This window comes from Peribacillus sp. N1 (genome assembly GCF_054600815.1).
Window position 1 is genome coordinate 15,577 of record NZ_BAAHZO010000005.1, and the last position, 18,973, is coordinate 34,549.

At 41.0% G+C, this 18,973-nt stretch carries 21 protein-coding genes; 6 read left to right on the plus strand and 15 right to left on the minus strand.

The genetic code is table 11. The features are described 5' to 3' along the window. Nucleotides 1-50: 50 nt before the first annotated feature. Nucleotides 51-2,324 carry an ATP-dependent helicase gene (locus tag ACYP5M_RS18555; protein ID WP_459735386.1) on the plus strand — a complete coding sequence of 758 codons (2,274 nt, stop codon included), beginning with the start codon at nt 51-53 and terminating at the stop codon, nt 2,322-2,324. A 127-nt stretch (nt 2,325-2,451) separates the two neighbouring features. On the opposite strand, the gene spoVIF is transcribed toward ACYP5M_RS18555, so the two are convergent. The 11 genes from spoVIF to mgtE form a co-directional block, all read right to left on the minus strand. Continuing rightward, the gene (spoVIF, locus tag ACYP5M_RS18560) at nt 2,452-2,706 is read right to left on the minus strand and encodes a sporulation-specific transcription regulator SpoVIF (RefSeq protein ID WP_034314458.1); all 255 of its coding nucleotides are present in this window, start codon (nt 2,704-2,706) and stop codon (nt 2,452-2,454) included. 114 nt (nt 2,707-2,820) lie between these two features. After that, complete coding sequence (locus ACYP5M_RS18565) at nt 2,821-2,973, minus strand: YjcZ family sporulation protein (protein ID WP_072272578.1); 153 nt, start codon at nt 2,971-2,973, stop codon at nt 2,821-2,823. Between the two features lie 102 nt (nt 2,974-3,075). Continuing rightward, nucleotides 3,076-3,432 (minus strand): stage V sporulation protein AE, encoded by a 357-nt coding sequence (gene spoVAE / locus ACYP5M_RS18570; protein WP_063577046.1) that lies wholly within the window; start codon nt 3,430-3,432, stop codon nt 3,076-3,078. A 16-nt stretch (nt 3,433-3,448) separates the two neighbouring features. Beyond that, nucleotides 3,449-4,474 carry a stage V sporulation protein AD gene (gene spoVAD / locus ACYP5M_RS18575; protein ID WP_230177402.1) on the minus strand — a complete coding sequence of 342 codons (1,026 nt, stop codon included), beginning with the start codon at nt 4,472-4,474 and terminating at the stop codon, nt 3,449-3,451. 3 nt (nt 4,475-4,477) lie between these two features. Continuing rightward, nucleotides 4,478-4,948: a stage V sporulation protein AC gene (gene spoVAC, locus ACYP5M_RS18580; protein WP_230177400.1), complete on the minus strand. Its 471-nt coding sequence runs from the start codon at nt 4,946-4,948 to the stop codon at nt 4,478-4,480. Between the two features lie 17 nt (nt 4,949-4,965). After that, nucleotides 4,966-5,463 (minus strand): YhcN/YlaJ family sporulation lipoprotein, encoded by a 498-nt coding sequence (locus ACYP5M_RS18585; protein WP_434168890.1) that lies wholly within the window; start codon nt 5,461-5,463, stop codon nt 4,966-4,968. A gap of 290 nt (nt 5,464-5,753) precedes the next feature. Beyond that, a complete protein-coding gene (locus ACYP5M_RS18590) occupies nt 5,754-6,119 on the minus strand; it encodes a DUF1360 domain-containing protein (protein WP_459735387.1) in 366 nt (121 codons plus the stop codon). A gap of 14 nt (nt 6,120-6,133) precedes the next feature. Continuing rightward, nucleotides 6,134-6,706, minus strand: coding sequence for a hypothetical protein (locus ACYP5M_RS18595; protein ID WP_459735388.1), 573 nt, complete (start codon nt 6,704-6,706; stop codon nt 6,134-6,136). A gap of 11 nt (nt 6,707-6,717) precedes the next feature. Further along, nucleotides 6,718-7,032, minus strand: a complete 315-nt coding sequence (locus ACYP5M_RS18600) for a hypothetical protein (protein WP_434168886.1) — start codon at nt 7,030-7,032, stop codon at nt 6,718-6,720. Between the two features lie 306 nt (nt 7,033-7,338). Next, entirely contained in the window at nt 7,339-8,112 is a 774-nt protein-coding gene (gene fabI / locus ACYP5M_RS18605; protein ID WP_101224102.1) for an enoyl-ACP reductase FabI, read from the minus strand. A 133-nt stretch (nt 8,113-8,245) separates the two neighbouring features. Further along, nucleotides 8,246-9,616 carry a magnesium transporter gene (gene mgtE, locus ACYP5M_RS18610; RefSeq protein ID WP_230177446.1) on the minus strand — a complete coding sequence of 457 codons (1,371 nt, stop codon included), beginning with the start codon at nt 9,614-9,616 and terminating at the stop codon, nt 8,246-8,248. 122 nt (nt 9,617-9,738) lie between these two features. Between mgtE and prpE the strand changes: the two genes are divergently transcribed. Beyond that, nucleotides 9,739-10,482, plus strand: a complete 744-nt coding sequence (gene prpE, locus ACYP5M_RS18615; RefSeq protein WP_137017228.1) for a bis(5'-nucleosyl)-tetraphosphatase PrpE — start codon at nt 9,739-9,741, stop codon at nt 10,480-10,482. 95 nt (nt 10,483-10,577) lie between these two features. Here the strand turns inward: prpE and ACYP5M_RS18620 are convergent, their stop codons facing one another. The 3 genes from ACYP5M_RS18620 to ACYP5M_RS18630 are packed head-to-tail and all read right to left on the minus strand — an operon-like array spanning nt 10,578 to nt 12,953. Then, nucleotides 10,578-11,471 carry an RluA family pseudouridine synthase gene (locus ACYP5M_RS18620; RefSeq protein WP_452444720.1) on the minus strand — a complete coding sequence of 298 codons (894 nt, stop codon included), beginning with the start codon at nt 11,469-11,471 and terminating at the stop codon, nt 10,578-10,580. 17 nt (nt 11,472-11,488) lie between these two features. Further along, nucleotides 11,489-12,283 (minus strand): NAD kinase, encoded by a 795-nt coding sequence (locus tag ACYP5M_RS18625; RefSeq protein ID WP_053534153.1) that lies wholly within the window; start codon nt 12,281-12,283, stop codon nt 11,489-11,491. A gap of 49 nt (nt 12,284-12,332) precedes the next feature. Beyond that, a complete protein-coding gene (locus ACYP5M_RS18630) occupies nt 12,333-12,953 on the minus strand; it encodes a GTP pyrophosphokinase (RefSeq protein ID WP_034314484.1) in 621 nt (206 codons plus the stop codon). A gap of 318 nt (nt 12,954-13,271) precedes the next feature. Between ACYP5M_RS18630 and ACYP5M_RS18635 the strand changes: the two genes are divergently transcribed. From ACYP5M_RS18635 to ACYP5M_RS18650, 4 genes are all read left to right on the plus strand, one after another. Beyond that, nucleotides 13,272-13,850, plus strand: coding sequence for a CYTH domain-containing protein (locus tag ACYP5M_RS18635; RefSeq protein ID WP_101224105.1), 579 nt, complete (start codon nt 13,272-13,274; stop codon nt 13,848-13,850). A gap of 30 nt (nt 13,851-13,880) precedes the next feature. Beyond that, complete coding sequence (locus ACYP5M_RS18640) at nt 13,881-14,537, plus strand: lytic transglycosylase domain-containing protein (protein ID WP_311735920.1); 657 nt, start codon at nt 13,881-13,883, stop codon at nt 14,535-14,537. Nucleotides 14,538-14,771: 234 nt separating this feature from the next. Then, on the plus strand, nt 14,772-15,176 hold the full coding sequence (locus ACYP5M_RS18645) for a globin domain-containing protein (RefSeq protein ID WP_048686552.1): 405 nt from the start codon (nt 14,772-14,774) through the stop codon (nt 15,174-15,176). Further along, the gene (locus ACYP5M_RS18650; RefSeq protein ID WP_434168879.1) at nt 15,173-16,066 is read left to right on the plus strand and encodes a ClpXP adapter SpxH family protein; all 894 of its coding nucleotides are present in this window, start codon (nt 15,173-15,175) and stop codon (nt 16,064-16,066) included. The genes ACYP5M_RS18645 and ACYP5M_RS18650 overlap by 4 nt, the downstream gene beginning before the upstream one ends. A gap of 928 nt (nt 16,067-16,994) precedes the next feature. Here ACYP5M_RS18650 and pepF read toward each other — a convergent pair. Next, nucleotides 16,995-18,812, minus strand: a complete 1,818-nt coding sequence (pepF, locus tag ACYP5M_RS18655) for an oligoendopeptidase F (protein WP_101224107.1) — start codon at nt 18,810-18,812, stop codon at nt 16,995-16,997. Nucleotides 18,813-18,973: the final 161 nt, after the last annotated feature.

Consider the following 18,973-nt stretch of genomic DNA (forward strand, 5'->3'; position numbering starts at 1 on the left):
GTATGATGAGTATTGCCGATATTTTTAATAGATTAGAGGTATCCATTTATATGAATCAAGCAAAATCTGGCACTGAAATCGTACATTTACATACCGTTTCAGCTGGTGAGCTGCAGACACTTTTTGAAAAAGGAAAACGTGATCAGCTTTCTTGTATCATTTGTCATAAACCAGTGAAATTATTTATTGGAATCCATGAAACGCCTTATTTTTATCATAGTGATCCATCGCAGGTACCCTGTGACTTGCCAATTTCAGAAACAATAAATGAGGAAAAGCCATTAGAATATATGGAACAGAATGGATTTAGGATTCCTACATCACGAACCATTACGGAAACGAAAACCATTACAGAACCTTTCCTTAAAAGCCGGCCCATAACCGGCAACCCGAAATATTCAGATAAACCATCCTGTCTGGCACAATCAGAGGAACCATACTTTCAAGAATTATCCTCATCAGGGGTTGTTCTCGATGCAGAGCAACTCAAGGCGGTAACGACAATCGATGGACCAATTCTTGTCCTATCCGGAGCAGGCAGCGGGAAAACCCGCGTATTGACGGTACGTACAGCCTACATGCTTACAGTGAAAAAGATTGATCCTAAAAGTATCATGCTTGTAACATTTACGGCGAAATCAGCAAAGGAAATGCAGCAGCGTCTGCTCGGTTATCCATATATGACTCCTTCCCTTGTTTCTCAAATCGTGAGCGGGACCTTTCATAGCATCTTTTATAAAATCCTCATTTTCCATGAACCATCCAAATGGCAGCGTGATTTCCTATTGAAGTGGGAGTGGGAAAAAGAAAAGGTATTGAAACAGGCTGGCAGGGAATTGGAACTTGATGAAAAGGAATTTGCATATGATCAAGCCCTTCAACAAATTGGGCTTTGGAAAAACTCATTGGCTTTTCCAGAGGATATCCAACCTAAGGACGATTGGGAGAAATCGTGTTTATTTTTATATAAGAAATATGAAGAATATAAACAGCAAACAGGGAAGTATGATTTTGATGATATGCTTGTAGGCTGTTATGTATTTTTAAAAAACCACCCCGATTTTTTAAAGAAATATCAGCAAAGGTTTAATTATTTTTTGGTAGATGAGTTTCAGGATATCAATAAAGTTCAATATGAATTGATAAAACTCCTCTCTGCTGAATCAAAAAATGTATGTGCAGTTGGCGATGATGATCAATCGATCTATTCATTCCGGGGAAGCGATCCGAAATATATTTTGAATTTCAATCATGATTTCCCTCGTTCCCAAGTTGTGAAGCTGACGGAGAATTACCGATCTTCCCATGAAATTGTCGCTACAGCGAACCGATTGATCAAGCGCAACCAGAACCGGATGGAGAAAAAGATGAGGGCACAGCATGATTCAGGAAATCCCCCTGTTTTATTTTATCCTTATGATGAGGAATTGGAAGCAACGATGATCGTATCCGATATCCAAGAGAAAATATCCAAGGGAGCAAACCCTGGGGATTTTGCGGTATTGTACAGGACACACACGATGTCCAGGGCCATTTTTGAACGGCTAGCCGCTTCCAACCTGCCATTCGTCATTGAAAAGGATGCGGATTCGTTTTATCAGCGCAAGGTCATTCGCGGCATGCTTGCCTTTATGCGTTTGAGTTTGTTCCCGCATGACAGCAAGGCAGCAGCTGATGTCCTTTCCTCCTTATTCTTAAAGCAAAGTATATTACAGGAATTAAAAGCAATGACAATATTGCAGGATTGTGATTTTATTGATGCATTTGCTTTTGTTAAGACAGGACATGCTTTTCAGGAACGAAGATTAAAAACGATTCCAGGACAGATCCGCTCTTTAAAAATAATGTCGCCTCTCGTAGCTTTAGAAATCATCGAAAAAGATTTAGGATACCAGGAATATGTAAAAAAACGCGGAAATGATGCGAACCTGGAAAAAGGGTCCGATGACATCCGTGACTTAAAGGTGGCGGCAAATCGTTTTCCCACCGTCGCCGCTTTCCTAGAACATGTAGATCATATGACTGCGATGATCCAAGAGATCAAACAGCTATCGAAACATTTTAAGGATGCCATACAGCTTACCACCATACACCGTTCCAAAGGGCTTGAATACCCAACCGTTTATGTCCTTGCTGCTGTTGATGGCAGCATCCCTCATGATTTCGCACTTGAATCTTACCGAAAAGGGGAACTAACCCCTCTTGAAGAGGAAAGACGATTGCTCTATGTAGCGGCAACCAGGGCCAAAAAGGATCTTTACCTTTCCATCCTGCAAACTAGACGCGGACGGACCGCTCATCCATCACGTTTCTTGAAGCTTTGACCAAAGCTGATGCTAACCATATATGGAAATCAAGCTGCAACTTTTTTAAAATAAAAAAACTGCCGGCAAACCCGCTTTCCTCGAGTTTGTCTGCAGTCTGAAGGCCTGCATGATAGCAGGCCTTTTTTCACTTTTTATTTATCATATTGGATATCGTCCCGAAATCGAGTTTATTCCCTTCAGCTACGATGGAATGAACGATTTTATCTTCCGTTTCTTTATTGACCGGTTTATTCGCGATTTTTGAAACGCGCTTAATGACATTTCTAACAGTCGTTTCATCTTTGAAATTGGCTCCTTGGAGCGAGTTTGCCAATTCTAATACATCTTTCATATTTACGCCGGTTTTACCTTCTATGTTTTTAAAAAAGTTATTATCCATACCTAAGCCCCTCCCTTTTCTGTACCTATCCTATGGCATTATCAGAAAAATGGTGCTAGGCCCATACAAATAAAAAAAAAATGGAATAGGCTTCTTCTGCCTATTCCATTTTCCTTAGCAGAAAGAAGCCCCTACAATGATCAATAGGATAAACAATACAACGATTATCGCGAAAGTGGAACCGCCGCCACCGTAGCCTCCGCCATAACCGCCGCCGTATCCATAACCGCTGCCGCCACAACAACCGTAGCCACCAAAACCAAACATACATATCACCTCGCTCTCGCTAAAGCTTACTGATAACATATGTAGGTCTGGACAAATATGTATAGGCCATGTCCTAGTCCAGGCTGCCTATTTCCGCTTTTTTCATCCTTTTGGCCTGAAAACCAAAGCTCCGATGAAGCCAAAGACGATTGCTGCAGAGATACCGGAACTTGTAATTTCAAACATGCCTGTCAGTACGCCGACGAGACCATGTTTTTCCGATTCCATCATCGCCCCGTTCACCAGTGAGTTCCCGAACGAAACGATCGGTATGGTTGCTCCGGCACCGGCAAAGTCAACAAGCGGCTCATATAAATCAAATCCGCCTAGAACAGCTCCTATTACAACGAATAAGCTTAACGTATGTGCCGGTGTCAGCTTAGCAACATCGAAAAGAAGCTGGCCGACTACACAGATCAAGCCACCGATGACAAACGCCCAAAAAAACATTGCTAACATCGAAATCTCTCCTTTTTCATGAATTCATCCCATATTCAATGGCTACAGCATGGGCAATGCACGGAATCGTATCTTTTTGCTGGACGGAAAGTGGTGACAATAATGCTCCTGTTGCGACTAGCAGGATTTTTTTATATTTGCCGGAAATCATTTCATTCAGTATATGACCGTATAATACCACTGCCGAACATCCCGCACCGCTCCCGCCAGCCAAAACAGGCTGGTCCTTTTTGAAAATCATCAATCCGCAATCCTTGAATTTTTCCTGATTGATGTCACAGCCCTTTTGCTTTAATAAGTCAAGAGCTGTCTCATTCCCTATTTGACCTAAATCACCCGTTATGATGAAATCATAATCATCCGGGGTCAAACCAGTATCTTTGAAATGGGCAAGTATCGTATCGACTGCCGCCGGGGCCATCGCTCCCCCCATATTGAAGGGATCTTTCAATCCCATATCAATGACTTTACCGATAGTGGCGGAGACAATATGAGGAAATTCCCCTTGCTTGCTTCCATCAGGAGCAACAAGCGCCACTCCCGCTCCCGTTATCGTCCATTGAGCTGTAGGTGGTTTTTGCCCGCCATATTCAGTTGGATAGCGAAATTGTTTTTCAACAGCTGCATTGTGGCTCGAGGCGCCTGTCAACACATAATCAGCCCCGCCATAATTAGTGATGAACGCAGCTAGAGCAAGCCCTTCCATCGATGTGGAACAGGCTCCAAACAAGCCGAAATATGGAATTCCATTGGTTCTGGCTGCAAAGCTTGTAGGTGTAATCTGATTGATTAAATCACCCGCCAAGAAAAATTGCACCTGCTCCTTGTCGATCTTACCTTTTTCCAATGCAAGCTCAACCGCTTTTTCCATCAAATGCCGATGAGCTTTTTCATATGAATCCTGCTCCATCCACAAATCGTCGTATAGAATATCGAAATCACCAGCGATTTCTCCATTAGCTTCAAATGGCCCGCCTGTTACCCCCGTTTCCAAGATGACCGGTTTATTTGTGAAGATCCATGTTTGTTTTCCCTTTAACACCGCTTAGCCCCCAATCATTAGGTAAATCGTTTTTATCAACGCCACGACAAAGGCTGAAAATACTCCAAATAAAATGACCGATCCGGCCAATTTAAACATATTGGATCCAACTCCAAGTACAAAACCTTCCGTCCGATGTTCGATCGCTGCCGAAATTACTGCGTTACCGAACCCAGTGACAGGGACGGCACTTCCTGCCCCAGCAAACTGGCCAATACGATCGTAAAATCCGAAACCGGTCATCAAAAGAGCCAGGAACACCATGGTAGCAGTGGTCGGGCCTCCGGCTGTCTGTTCCGTAAAGTTGAAAAAATAAATATAGAAGTAGGAAATGGCTTGTCCCACTATGCAGAAAATGCCACCTACTAAAAAGGCCTTCAAACAATTCTTCACTATCGGTCTTTTAATTTCATGCTTCCCTTGGAGTTCCTGATACGCATCCTGCTGTGGGGTCGTTTTCTCCTTGCCGCTCATAGTGCTGAACCTCTCTTCTAAATTAATTCTTTTTGAAGTTCTTCAATTTCCTTGAACTTCTTCCTTGCCTTTTTTTCGGGTACATCCTTTTCCTTAAGTAACTCGTTCAATCTTACCGATTCCAAAAAGATTTTATAATCGCTAGATACGATAAAATCATTTTTGGGAAACTTCTCTTCCAGATGTTCAGTCACAGTCTTTTCAATTTTCTTCATATGAAAACGTTGTAAGTGCTTAACTTTATAAGCGACGATAATCTTTTTGTCGTTTTTCACGACGATCACGTCATAGATGGTGTCTTCATTAGCAACTGTTTCCTTGACCTTTGAGATCAGTCCTTTTTCATCCTTCTCATCCATCCCATTAATGATATCCATCGGTTCAGGATTCGTACGTTTAATCATTGCTAAATTCTCTGTTTTTCCATCATTCTTATTGCTGCATGCAGTAAGCACACACAAAACAACTATAAAAACCAGAAAGCTTGCCTTAAAATACCTTCCTTGTCTGAACATAGAATCACATCCTAATTTATCGTTCTCTTTTTATTTTCTTATTTAACTGTTTTTTTATGAATGGTAGGATTAGGAAATAAAAAAACCTTTCCGAATGGAAAGGTTTTTTTTACTCAATATCCTTTATTTTTATTGTTATTATTACAGCCACAGTCTTTCTTGATTTTGACCGTTTGATCTTTTTTGATCGGTTTGGCATAAGCCCATGGATTTTGTTTCTGATTCACTTTATGACTCCTCCTTTAACATCTATACCATACTATATGAACGAAGAGACAAGTTGTTTCCAATCAAATGTCCATAACTTTGCTGATTATGACTTCAATAATCGCTCCTACTGCTGCTACGGCAAGGATTAATATCAGTACATCACCTATAAACCAATGTTGGATATAAATAAAAACCAGAAAAAGGCTGACCCAGACACCCACGCACCAAAAACAGCTTAGCAATTGGCCAAACCAGCCAAGCAGGCCCTTTTCCTTGGGAATTAAAAATATTTCCACTTCTCCTGCTTCATTTTTTTCCTCTATCTCTTTAAAAAAGGGGCGGCGCAACGGCTCCATAATTTTATCGAAGACGATCAAACGTGTCAGCCTGAAGGAAGCCAAGCCTAATATGATAAATAAAGTAAATTCATTTTGTGGGGGAAACATTTAATATTGCTCCTTCACTTGGATTCTTCAATTATTTTGGCATCGATAATATCAGGCAGACCCACGAAACGGATCTGGTTCCCTCTTTTAATCTTCACTGATTCCCCCTTCATTCCCAACACATGAAATTGAAGCGTTTCTCCGTTAATAACAGCCTCACATAGTGGCTTTGGAAAACCTTGATGATTGGATAGGCGGGAAATGATGTCCCGGGAAGAATCTTTCTTCTCCACCTTTTTCCTTTTTCTCTTAACTGGCTTTTCATTTTCCTGTATTATTTGGTCAGGATGTTTCATTTCTTCAACCGGCTTTTGCTCAGGGACATATTGTTCGGTGATTTTCCTTAAACCCGTAATCTCCTTTTCAATTTCCTTCATGGCATCATAAACACCAAATTCGCGTTTGACCTGTTCGATTTTTTCTTCTTTATTCTCGTCTTCTTCCTGAAGTTCCGGCTCAACGCTGTCTTGAGGTTTAGCTTTTTTCGTTCGAAAATCACTTTGCATATTCCCACGCAGATCTGATATTTTTGCTTGATCGACATATATAAGTGGTTTCGATTCTTTATCGTCATTTTCCCCTGACATGAAAACCCTCCTTAATATTTCAGAATATCCACGGACTGCAGCTGTTCCATTTGGTATTGGACAACTTTTTTCCCGAATTTATGCCTTATGAACAAACTGGATTCTTTTTTTTGTTCCAATTTCCCGAATAGTGTACGGTCATTGATGATGAACTTACAAACAGGCTTAGGTGCAAAGGCTGGAAGTCGGGACAATAGCTCCACCAATTCCTCAGCGGTATATGAAGTGCTGATATTTTTTTCATGTAAATTGATATGTCTCTTCAGCGAATTTTGTATGGTTTGTTTTCCATCAGCACAAGGCAGACCAACTTTCTTCACGTCCATGATGCCCCTCCTTCTTTTTCACGAATAGGGTTGAAAGCAGGTTTATGCTGATTCACGCAAACAATGAATATCCGCTCTATGTATCATTTATATGAAATTCACCCTTCTTTATGCTGGAGATGTGACACTCCCCAAAAAAAGGACATCAACCAAGCTTAAGGATTTTGGGGATTAGCTGAAAAAACTAAAACATTCGAAGATGAAAAAATCGGAAAGATTTCAATTGAGGATGCAGTTACTAAAAATACCTGCAGAGTGGAGAATCAACAAAAAAAGGGGACCGATATCGGCCCCCCCCTCCTATTGTCATCCAATTATATGATAACCCGAATCCACATGGATATTTTCCCCGGTAATCCCGCGGGACATGTCACTTAATAAAAATACTGCCGTATCCCCTACTTCTTCAGGAGTCGTTGTACGACGAAGCGGTGCTTCTTCCTCAATCTTCTTTAAAATTGTATTGAAGTCACGAACACCTTTAGCGGATAAGGTACGGATAGGTCCAGCTGAAATTGCATTCACTCGAATGTTATCTTTGCCAAGATCACTTGACAGGTAACGGACATTGGCTTCAAGTGAGGCCTTGGCCACTCCCATTACATTATAATTAGGCATGACCCGTTCACCGCCAAGATACGTCATTGTGACAATGCTGCCACCTTCCGACATGATTTCCTTCGCCGCTTTAGCTACAGCCGTTAAAGAAAATGAACTGATATTATGGGCAAGCAAAAACCCTTCACGGCTCGTGTTGACGAATTCACCGTCCAACTCTTCCTTATTAGCGAATGCGACACTGTGTACCACGCCATGAATGATACCTGTTTCTTCCTTAATCGCCGCAAAACATTTTTCAATGCTTTCATCCTTCGTTACATCACATTGTAAAATGATGGAGGGCTCCCCTTCCAATGTAGAAGATAGTTCCCTAACGCTTTTTTCCGTACGGTCTTTTCCGTAAGTGAAGATCAGCTTTGCACCTGCTTTATGTAAGGAACGGGCAACTCCCCATGCAATACTTCTTTTATTCGCAACACCCATTAAGACAAACGTTTTTCCTTCTAATGAAAAAGTCATCGTATGTGACCTCCTATTTTTAATACAAGTTATTAGTACCTGCTACTAATGACAGTATATCAAATTTCCTATGATAAAAACACCGTTTTCTGAAGCCGCTAGGGAATAACACTTCAAAAAAGCCTTCTTTAGCTTATAGTAAATAACCCATGAATAAAGTAGCTAATCCGAAGTAAATCAGGATACTGATAATGTCATTGATGGTTGTGATGAATGGTCCGGAAGCTACTGCCGGGTCGATCTTCATTTTATGCATGAGTAGCGGTACAAGCGATCCCGCGAGTGTGGCGACTATCAATGTAATGAAAATAGATATGCCGACCAATAAACCGAGCATTAAATCCCCCTGCCAAATATATACGATTAAACTGATGGCTATTCCACATGTCAGGCCGGTGATGAGGCCTGTCCCAGCCTCTCGCAAAACTAGCTTCCACTTGCTATCCTGCTCCAAGTCCCCTGTTGCAATTCCCCGTACTGCAACAGCCAATGCTTGAGTTCCTGTGTTGCCAGCCATTCCGCCTATCAATGGAATAAATACAGCAAGAATCGCTTTTTGGCTAAGTGTCTCCTCAAAACGGCCAATCAGGCTGGCGGTCAATAAACCTAAAAACAAAAGGATGATCAACCAAGGCAGCCGTTTCTTGGCAGCAGAAAAGGGACTCTTATCAACATTGTCCAAATTTGATACACCCGCCAATTTGGAATAATCATCAGATGCCTCTTCATCCATGACATCAATGATATCATCAACGGTTATAATCCCTAACAAATGGTTTTGGAAATCGACGACAGGCACGGCAAGGAAGTTATAGTCCCTTATTTTTCGTGCCACCTCTTCCTGGTCTTCAGATACAGGTACGGAAACTACCCTGTCATCCATTAAATCACCGATTAAAGCATCTTCATCAGCTATGATCAATGTCCTGAGCGATAATACACCAAGCAGCTTCTTATCCTGATCGGTAACGAACACATAATATATCGTTTCCGCTTCCGGAGCTTCCCTTTTTAAGATCTGCATGGCTGATCGAGCCGTTTCGTTTGCTTCAATGGCAATGAACTCTGTCGTCATGATGCTTCCTGCCGTAGATTCCTCATAGTTCAGAAGCTCCTGGATTTCACTTGCCGCTTCATCATCCATGATGGTCAAATAGCTGACGGCCTGCTCATCGTTGATTTCATTCAGGACGTCAGCCGCATCATCCGCATACATATTGGAAAGCATATCGGCTGCATAAGAGGGATTCATTTCAGCCAGCAGGCTTTCGTAATCCTCTTCATCTATTTCTATATTTTCAAAAAGGTCCGCCATTTCTTCCGGTGACAAATATGTGTAAACGACGGATCTGATTTCATCTGACAAGCTTGTATAAAATTGAGCCTGATCATATGGATGCATTTCAAGGAACTCCGTACGAAACTGATCCAAATTTTCCGTTTTAAGTGCTTCAAGCAAAAGCTCGTTATTCATTTGACTGCTCTCCCGCTCCCGGTCCTTCATCTCCTCCATAACCATACACCTCCTAAAACATATTTTTTCATTTCCTCGTTTATATTTTATTTTTTTTAATAATACTATACTAATACCATAACCATAGACAAAACAAACAAAGGATGTGTCAAATGAACATCGATATCATCGGGGACATTCATGGATGTTTCGCTGAATTCAGGCAACTGACCGAAAAAATGGGCTATACGTGGGAGACTGGGTTTCCTGTACATCCCTCTGGAAGGATTCTCGGCTTTGTAGGTGATTTAACCGATCGCGGCCCAAATTCCCTTCAAGTAATCGAGATTGTCCATGAATTAGTCATTAACCAAAATATAGCAAGGTATGCCCCAGGTAACCACTGCAATAAATTATATCGTTACTTTTCAGGAAATAAAGTTCAAATATCACACGGTTTAGAGACTACTGTAGCTGAATATGAATCACTGAACATCCGGGAACAGAAGAAGATCCGAAAAAAATTCATGGATCTGTATGAACGATCCCCACTTTACCACCTGATTGATGAAGGGAGATTGATCATTGCCCATGCAGGAATTCGCAGTGACTATATTGGTCAATATAGCAGTAAAGTAAAAACCTTTGTCCTCTATGGTGATATCAATGGCTCCAAACATCCCGATGGGTCTCCCGTCAGGAAGGATTGGGCCCAAACATATAAAGGGGAAACATGGATCGTATATGGACATACACCAGTTCCTGAAGCTAGACGAGTCAATCATACATACAATATTGATACAGGCTGCGTCTTTGGTGGAAAACTGACCGCTGTCCGTTATCCCGAAATGGAGCTTCAAGAGGTGCCTTCAACCATGCCATATATTGCGGAAAAATTCAGGACATCTTTTGATTAACCAAAAAAACTCGCCATCTTGGTGAGTTTTTTTGCGTCTATGGATTTTTTCATAAGTTTGAATTCGTTACAATGCACCGGTTAAAAGGCTCAACTTCACTCGAGCAGACGGGCCATATCTTCTGGTAACCCTTCTTGAAACAACATCATCTTCTTGGTGAAAGGATGTAAAAATTTCAATTCAAAACAATGAAGGGCTTGGCGAGGGATTCCTTTCCTGTTCCCACCATATAAATCATCACCAGCCAGCGGGTGACCTATATGCGCCATATGGACCCTGATTTGATGTGTACGCCCTGTTTGGAGTTCCAAATTAAGGAATGTATGGGACTCTGTGTGTGCCAATACCTTAAATAGGGTACTGGCATACCGGCCATCCTCCCTGACTTCCCGTTCAATGATGCTGGTCGATTTTCGTCCGATTGGCGCCACTATCTCTCCTACAGGACCTTCAACGATTCCTTCAGCTATGGCTTGATATCTCCGTTTAACCTGTCCTGATTTTTGCTGTTCACTCAAAAGGTGATGGATATGCCGGTGCTTGGCAATTAAAACCAGACCGGATGTGTCCCGATCAAGACGTGTAACTATATGGATCGTTGCCTGTATTCCCGTCTTCCTATAATAGCCCGCCAAGCCATTCGCCAAACTGCCGTGGGGATGCTCGCGGGAAGGAATGGTATTCATGGAAGGGGGCTTTGCCACAACCAATACAAACTCATCTTCATACCTGATATTCAGGGGGATGGGTTCCGGCAAAAGGCCTTCGCTTGCCTGCTCCGGCGGAAATATGACGGTGACGATGTCGCCTGTCTCTATCCGTTCCCTTACGGTTACTTCTTCGCCGTTCAACTGGATATATCCACCTTTAAACTTAATATCCGTTAATGCTCGTTTTGAAATATCGCATTTGTTGAGAAACTCTCGCAATAAAGAGCCAGAATCCTCTTCAAAAACCGACCAGGTCAAAGAAAAGTTTTGATTTGACATGAGGTGAGTCTATCTCCTTAATTAGCAATAAATGAATCATGCACTCTTTTCCAGAAAGGAAAAGGGCGGAATCTGGCAAATCGGATCTTCTCATCTGCCACTCGGCACTGTATTGACTTTACATTTTCCTGAAGCAAGGACAAATGGTCGACGGTAATTTGAAAATTGACCGCATTGACCGGCCTGAACATACAAGTATGATGTGCCGGCAGCAGAAGTGGGGATCCTACCGTCCTAAACACCCGGTTATTAATGGATGCCAATTCGGTAATCTGGATGGCATCGATTGATGGATGGACGATGGCCCCTCCAAGCGCCTTATTATACGCCGTGCTTCCAGATGGCGTCGCAATGCATAAACCATCTCCACGGAACGTCTCGAAATGCTGGCCGCGAATTTCAACGTCCATGACGAGCGTCCCTTCAACACTTTTGACTGTCGATTCATTCAAAGCCAAAAATCTGGCTTCCCGTCCACCATGCTGATAACGGACAATCGTTTCGAGCAGTGGATATTCCACAATTTGAAATGGTGTTTTTGCTAAAGCAATCACCAATTTTTCAATTTCATCAGGGGTCCAATCTGCATAGAAACCAAGATGTCCTGTATGTACACCAACAAAGGCGGTTTTATCCAATCGATTCTTATAACGGTGAAAAGCATATAATAAAGTGCCATCACCACCGACAGAAATGACAATATCCGGCTGATCTTCGTCATATTCCAAATGAAAGTCCTGAAGATACGTTCGCATCCTTTGCATTAAAGTATTCGATTTCGCATCTCCTTTTGACGTAATCGCAAATTTCATGTAATCCCACCTTCAATATAGATTTCTTCTCGTTTACCCATTTATGCTTTCAAGAATCTTTCTTCCGGGAAAAAAGACGCTGTGCTTCCTGGATTTCCGTACGGATTTGCGACATCTCAGCATCAAGCAGGAAGGCAGCTTCAGCTGCACGTTTGAGTCGCAGTTGTATATCTTCCGGGAAAATGCCTTTATATTTATAATTTAAAGAATGTTCGATCGTCGCCCAAAAATTCATCGCAAGGGTCCTGATTTGAATTTCGGCAAGGATATTTTTTTCGCCATGGATCGTCTGGACCGGATAGCGGATTACAACATGATAAGAACGGTAGCCGCTTGCTTTTTTATGGGAAATATAATTTCTCTCCTCGACTATCTCGAAGTCATTGCGGCCTCGTAATAGTTCAACTACCTGTTCGATATCATCCACGAACTGGCACATCATCCGAAGCCCTGCAATATCCTGTATTTCCGTTCCCAATTTATCAATGGGAATATCCTTCAGGCTCGCCTTATCCAAAATGCTGACAATCGGCTTTACCCTGCCTGTTACAAATTCGATCGGTGAGTGAATATTCTCTCTCTCAAACTGTTTCCTTAATCCTTTAAGCTTAACCTTTAATTCTTCGACAGCCTGAGTATAAGGCGCCAAGAAATCGTCCCAACTCTCCATTGCCACACCACCTATATCTATCTAAAAAGCGCCTGTTCAACTCTGGTATGGGCAGAACGCTCTCCTAAATCCAGCAGTCACATGACCTTATGCCAATTCACCACTGGATCCTATTAAATCTTTCTAGCAAAAAGTATGTATTAAATTCCTATATATACGATATACCAATTTCTCATGCTCAACGTTTATATTTTATCATATCCTGCAATTGATTCCTAAATATTCAAGTACAATAGCAAAAAATTATTGCATTCAATTTGACAGCTCGAATGGTTCTTATATGATTAACCTAAGAATCAGCCAGAAAGGATGGAACACATGAACCAGCATATTGAAATTGAATTTAAAAACCTCTTAAGCGAAAAAGAATTTCATCAACTGATCGAACACTTTCATGTCGGGGCATCGAACTTTAAAACACAGAAAAATCATTACTTCGATACACTCGGATTCACTTTAAAAAATCAAGACTCTGCCCTTAGGATCCGCGAGAAAAACGGGCGTTACGAGCTGACTTTAAAACAGCCCGCTACAGAAGGATTATTGGAAACGAATCAAGATATCTCTGAAGAAACCGCATATGCGTTTCTGAATCATAACACATTCCCTGATGGCGAGATCCAACTTCTTATCCTTGAATGCGGAATTGATCCAAAAGACTTTACCTGCTTTGGGACATTAAAGACGGACCGTTTTGAATTTCCTTACAAAGAGGGCTTACTTGTTTTAGATCATAGTTCGTATTTGAATCAGGAAGACTTTGAGCTTGAATATGAAGTGACGGATGCAAACGCCGGGAAAAAAAATTTCCTGACCCTCCTTGAAACCCTTCAAATTCCAGTAAGGGAAACCGAAAATAAAGTGAAGAGGTTTTATCGCGCCAAATTCCAAAAATAATCCTGTTTGAACCCATTCGGAGGTGGAGAGTTGAAGATCCAAGATTTCAAAACGTTCATGGAATTGCAGGCAATCCAGCAATTCACAAATGGCAACAACACAAATGCAAATTCATCTCGATCCATTTTCCAGGACATGCTCTCGGAACTGGTTTCGGTTGATGCTCTTGAAGGCGCTTCACAGACATTGGGTTCCCTTTTATCACGCGTGGAAGCGGAAACGAAGTCCTTCCTTCAACCCGGCGGCATGACACCCATGAACATCAACCCGGTATCCATTGCCCCTGCTGACAATGAGAGCAGTGAAACAGCACCAAACTATGATCATATCATCAGCCAGGCGGCCAGCTTATATAATCTCCCGGAAAAACTGATTAAGTCCGTCATTAAACAAGAATCGAACTTTAACCCTGAAGCCACCAGTTATGCGGGTGCAACTGGCCTTATGCAGTTAATGCCAGCAACTGCAAAAAGCCTTGGGGTGGATGATGCAACCGATCCGCAACAAAACATCATGGGCGGGAGTAAATATTTAAGTCAAATGATGGCACGTTATGACGGGGACATCCAGATTGCCCTTGCTGCTTATAATGCAGGGCCTGGAAATGTAGATAAATATAACGGCATCCCTCCCTTTAAAGAAACTCAGAACTATGTTCAGAAAGTTTATGGCACATTTTCAAGCTAAAGCAAGCTGACCCTGTTTATTTGTGAAGGGTCAGTTTTTTCATGTCTATATATTCTTTTTCCACGAATTGTTAACAAATCGTAAAGCTCCCCAAAACCTGTCATTTCCGGATCATTCGCATGTGTCATACTACAGATGTAAAATTTTCTTTAAGCTATATATTTGTTATATCATGACGTCATTGATAAAATATGAATAAATATCAACCATCTTTCTTTAAAAGGAGTAATCAACATGATGCAAGGGAACCCTACACCATATGAATTAATTGGAGAAGGGCAATTACACAAGTTAATTGATGTGTTTTACTCCAACGTTAGTCAACACCCGGATCTGCAGCCAATATTCCCTGACGATTTAACAGAAACGGTCCGTAAACAAAAACAATTTATGACTCAATATTTAGGCGGTCCCTCTTTATATACAGAAGAGCATGGCCATCCTATGTTGCGGGCTCGACATATACCTTTCGAAATTACACCAGAACGTGCGAAAGCATGGCTCTCATGCATGTATCAAGCTATGGACGAAGTTGGCCTTGAGGGTGAGATTAGGGAGTTTTTCTATCACCGCCTCTATTTGACGGCGCAGCATATGATCAATACATCCGGAACTGACGGGAAAGGAGAAGGCAGTTGAGCGCACAAAAACCAGTTTTCAATATTTCCGATTGGATCAAGACGCAGCATTGCTATGATATAGGAAAAAAGCCAATTGAAATTTATGTTTTTGTTGATCCGCTTTGTCCCGAATGCTGGGGCTTAGAACCAATTATTAGGAAATTACAGATAGAATATGGCCAATTGTTCAGTTTACGCCATGTTTTAAGCGGTAAAATCGATTCTCTTAATATGGGGAAAAATAAAAATTATGAAAACATTGCTCAAGTTTGGGAAAAGACAGCCAGCCGCTCGGGAATGTCCTGCGACGGAAGCCTTTGGTCTGAAAACCCAATCTCTTCTCCATATACAGCTTCCATCGCAATAAAAGCAGCGGAATTGCAGGGCCGTAAATTGGCCATTCGCTTTTTAAGGCAGCTTCAAGAATATGTATTCATAGGAAAAAAGGATATATCCAATATCGATGTCTTGACCGAATGTGCCAAGATGGTTGGATTGGATGTGGAAGAATTCCTTTATGACATCAATTCCTCCAGTGCAGCCAAAGGCTTTCAATGTGACATGAAAATCACGAGCGAAATGGAAGTGACTGAAATACCTTCCCTTGTCTTTTTCAATCAAAATATTGAAGAAGAGGGAATAAAAGTTTCAGGTGTCTATTCTTACGAGGTATATGTTCAAATTTTAGAAGATATGCTGAATGGTCTTCCAGCCCCTGCAACCCCCCCCTCTCTCGAAGAGTTTTTAAGCTGTTTCAAACTAGTGGCCACGAAGGAAATTGAAACCGTTTATAATATGAATAAGAATAACGTCGAGTTGGAAATGAAAAAGCTTGTTTTAAAACAGGTTGCAGAGAAGATACCTGCTAAATACGGAACGTTTTGGAGATATACAAAGAAGCAGTCATGAATTTGACTGCTTCTTTGTTATTTTAAAGGAAAAACCATGCAATCAAAAGATTGCATGGCTTTTTATAAGAAAATAAGGGGATGGGAGAAATTTTTCACGATCAAACAAAGGGGTATAAGTTTGTTTGTGATTCACTTCACAATAAATAATATAACAGATAACCCATTTGCGTTTCAACTATATGTGTAACTTTTCACAAATTGTTCACAATATATATTTTGGTCATTTTTTATTATCCATTCCGATATATAGCTCAATATGAGCCCTTTTTATTTAAAGCTATAAGAGTTTTAGATATCCTCTTAATATCTAATTTAAAATGGAATATATCTATTTGTGAAACGAATCACATTATCCTTTTTGTATTGCCTAAGCCTTTTTTAACTTCCGTTAAAGCCGATCATTTAATTCTTTTTACTTTTCATGCAAATGAAAAACCCCGGCAAACCGCTAAATTTGCTGGGGGTTTCATCTATTTATACGAATAAGGGGATGGGAGAAATTTCACGACGAACAAACAAAGGGGTATATGTTTGGGATGTGATAACTTCTATATCTGTACTATAGCAGATTTCATACCTTAATTGCAAGAACTTTGTGCGCAACTTCACATTATTGTCATATTCTTAGAATACTGCTTATTCTAAAACATACTATCTAATAAAGAGCAGATGAGCTTTTTCTGCTACCAGGTTGGAGGTGACCAAATTGAAAGTCTTTATTCTTCTCATACTCTTGATAGGGTCGCTATTTGTCCAGCTACTCGGTATCATGAACCTCATTCCTCTGTATTTTACCTCCCCTATTTTATTTTTTGTTTTCTTTATAATTCTTCATAGCTTAAATCAGAGAAATCGTTTTAAAGGATTATGACGGACATCATATATGATGAAAAGGACCCGGCAGTGCTCGGGTCCCTTTTCACATCCTATTTATTCAAAAGCTCTTCCAACTCATTTAATTTTTCTTCGAATACATTCATGGCTTCTTGTACAGGCTCGGCTTTTGTCATATCGACACCAGCCTTTTTGAGTACTTCAATCGGATAATCGGAACTTCCTGACTTCAAGAACTCCAGATACCTTTTGACAGCAGGCTCTCCTTCTTCAAGGATTTGCTTGCTCAATGCTGTTGCTGCACTGATTCCAGTCGCATATTGATAAACATAGTAATTATAGTAGAAGTGTGGAATACGCGCCCATTCCAAACCGATTTCTTCATCGATGGTCACGTTCTCGCCAAAGTATTTCTTGTTCAGCTCATAATATTCCTTAGTAAGCATATCCGCTGTCAACGCTTCCCCATTTTGAGCCTTTAAATGTATGGTATGTTCAAACTCTGCAAACATCGTTTGCCGGAACAATGTGCCACGGAAACCTTCCAGGTAATGATTCAATAAATAAATGCGTTTCTTTTCATCTTCGATTGAATTCAGTAAATAATCATTCAACAGGTTTTCATTACAAGTCGATGCAACTTCCGCTACAAATATTGAATAATTTCCGTATGGATATGGCTGATATTTACGTGTATAGTAGCTATGGACCGAATGTCCAAACTCATGAACGAGCGTGAATAAGTTATTGACGTTATTTTGCCAGTTCATTAAAATATAAGGATTCGTCCCGTATGTACCAGAAGAATAGGCACCGCTTCGTTTCCCTTTGTTTTCATGCACATCGACCCACCGGTTTTCAAACCCCTCTTTCAAAACATTCAAATAATCCTCCCCAAGCGGAGCAAGTCCTTTAAGGACATAATCCTTGGCCTCGTCATAAGTCACTTCCATCTTCACTTCTTTAACAAGAGGAGTGAATAGATCATACATATGAAGTTCATCTAATTGCAGTACTTTTTTACGTAAGTCAAGATAACGGTGAAGTAAAGGCAAATTGTCATTGACCGTTTTAACGAGATTATCGTATACAGTCTCCGGAATGTTGTTATTACTTAATGCCGCTTGGCGTGCTGAATCATATTTTCGAACAGTGGCATTGAAGTTATGGTTTTTCACCTCACCAGACAGGGTTGAAGCAAATGTATTGCGGAACTCCCCATACTTGCTGTATACCCCCTTAAATGCCTCCTCACGTACACGGCGATCTTCACTCTCAAGAAAACTGATATATCTTCCGTGAGTTATTTCCACTTCATCTCCCTTTTCATCCTTGATGGTCGGGAATTTCAAATCGGCATTGTTAAGCATACCGAAAGTATTGCCCGATGCATCGAGTACTTCTGATGCCTGCGCCAATAATTCTTCCTGCTCTGCAGATAAGATATGTGGTCTCTGAAGATTGATTTCCTCTAAAGAATGCTTGTACAATTTCAATTCTTCTTTTTCTTCCAAAAACCCTTCCACTTTGCTTTCGTCAATACTCAATAGTTCAGGAACCATAAATGAAAACGCAGCCGCTGCCTGGGCATATAAAGCTTTTGCCCGATCCTCCATCCCTTGATAAAAAGGATTGGTTGTATCTTGATCATTGCGCATATGTGAATAAGAATAAACTTTCCCTAGCTTCTCGAATACTTCATCTTGGAGTTGAAGCGCCGCGAATAATTTCTCTGCGCTTTCACCCAACGTGCCTTTATGTGCCTCCGCCTTCTTGAGGTCTTCCTTTACCGCTTTGAAGGCAGCTTCCCAATCTTCCTCGGTTGCGAAGATATCTTCCAGTCTCCAAGTATCTTCAGGAGCTATTTCACTTCTTGAGGGTAATGTATTCGTTTTTGTTTCCTGTGCCATAAAAAAATTCCTCCTCATTCTATAGAAACTTGCCATTGGGCTTACTCGTAAACCGGATAGACGCCGCAATGCTTCATTCGGCGTTCATTCTTTTTAAAGCTTTTAATTCCCAGTTCTTATTACTATTTCTCCATTAACAAAAATAATCCTGCCATTTCATC

What these genes read in the sequence shown, in the direction of transcription:
- ACYP5M_RS18555 (WP_459735386.1), top strand. Translation starts at nt 51, where the DNA reads ATGAATCAAGCAAAATCTGGCACTGAAATCGTACATTTACATACCGTT.
- spoVIF (WP_034314458.1), bottom strand. Translation starts at nt 2,706, where the DNA reads ATGGATAATAACTTTTTTAAAAACATAGAAGGTAAAACCGGCGTAAAT.
- ACYP5M_RS18565 (WP_072272578.1), bottom strand. Translation starts at nt 2,973, where the DNA reads ATGTTTGGTTTTGGTGGCTACGGTTGTTGTGGCGGCAGCGGTTATGGA.
- spoVAE (WP_063577046.1), bottom strand. Translation starts at nt 3,432, where the DNA reads ATGTTAGCAATGTTTTTTTGGGCGTTTGTCATCGGTGGCTTGATCTGT.
- spoVAC (WP_230177400.1), bottom strand. Translation starts at nt 4,948, where the DNA reads ATGAGCGGCAAGGAGAAAACGACCCCACAGCAGGATGCGTATCAGGAA.
- ACYP5M_RS18585 (WP_434168890.1), bottom strand. Translation starts at nt 5,463, where the DNA reads ATGTTCAGACAAGGAAGGTATTTTAAGGCAAGCTTTCTGGTTTTTATA.
- ACYP5M_RS18590 (WP_459735387.1), bottom strand. Translation starts at nt 6,119, where the DNA reads ATGTTTCCCCCACAAAATGAATTTACTTTATTTATCATATTAGGCTTG.
- ACYP5M_RS18595 (WP_459735388.1), bottom strand. Translation starts at nt 6,706, where the DNA reads ATGTCAGGGGAAAATGACGATAAAGAATCGAAACCACTTATATATGTC.
- ACYP5M_RS18600 (WP_434168886.1), bottom strand. Translation starts at nt 7,032, where the DNA reads ATGGACGTGAAGAAAGTTGGTCTGCCTTGTGCTGATGGAAAACAAACC.
- fabI (WP_101224102.1), bottom strand. Translation starts at nt 8,112, where the DNA reads ATGACTTTTTCATTAGAAGGAAAAACGTTTGTCTTAATGGGTGTTGCG.
- mgtE (WP_230177446.1), bottom strand. Translation starts at nt 9,616, where the DNA reads ATGAAGGACCGGGAGCGGGAGAGCAGTCAAATGAATAACGAGCTTTTG.
- prpE (WP_137017228.1), top strand. Translation starts at nt 9,739, where the DNA reads ATGAACATCGATATCATCGGGGACATTCATGGATGTTTCGCTGAATTC.
- ACYP5M_RS18620 (WP_452444720.1), bottom strand. Translation starts at nt 11,471, where the DNA reads ATGTCAAATCAAAACTTTTCTTTGACCTGGTCGGTTTTTGAAGAGGAT.
- ACYP5M_RS18625 (WP_053534153.1), bottom strand. Translation starts at nt 12,283, where the DNA reads ATGAAATTTGCGATTACGTCAAAAGGAGATGCGAAATCGAATACTTTA.
- ACYP5M_RS18630 (WP_034314484.1), bottom strand. Translation starts at nt 12,953, where the DNA reads ATGGAGAGTTGGGACGATTTCTTGGCGCCTTATACTCAGGCTGTCGAA.
- ACYP5M_RS18635 (WP_101224105.1), top strand. Translation starts at nt 13,272, where the DNA reads ATGAACCAGCATATTGAAATTGAATTTAAAAACCTCTTAAGCGAAAAA.
- ACYP5M_RS18645 (WP_048686552.1), top strand. Translation starts at nt 14,772, where the DNA reads ATGATGCAAGGGAACCCTACACCATATGAATTAATTGGAGAAGGGCAA.
- pepF (WP_101224107.1), bottom strand. Translation starts at nt 18,812, where the DNA reads ATGGCACAGGAAACAAAAACGAATACATTACCCTCAAGAAGTGAAATA.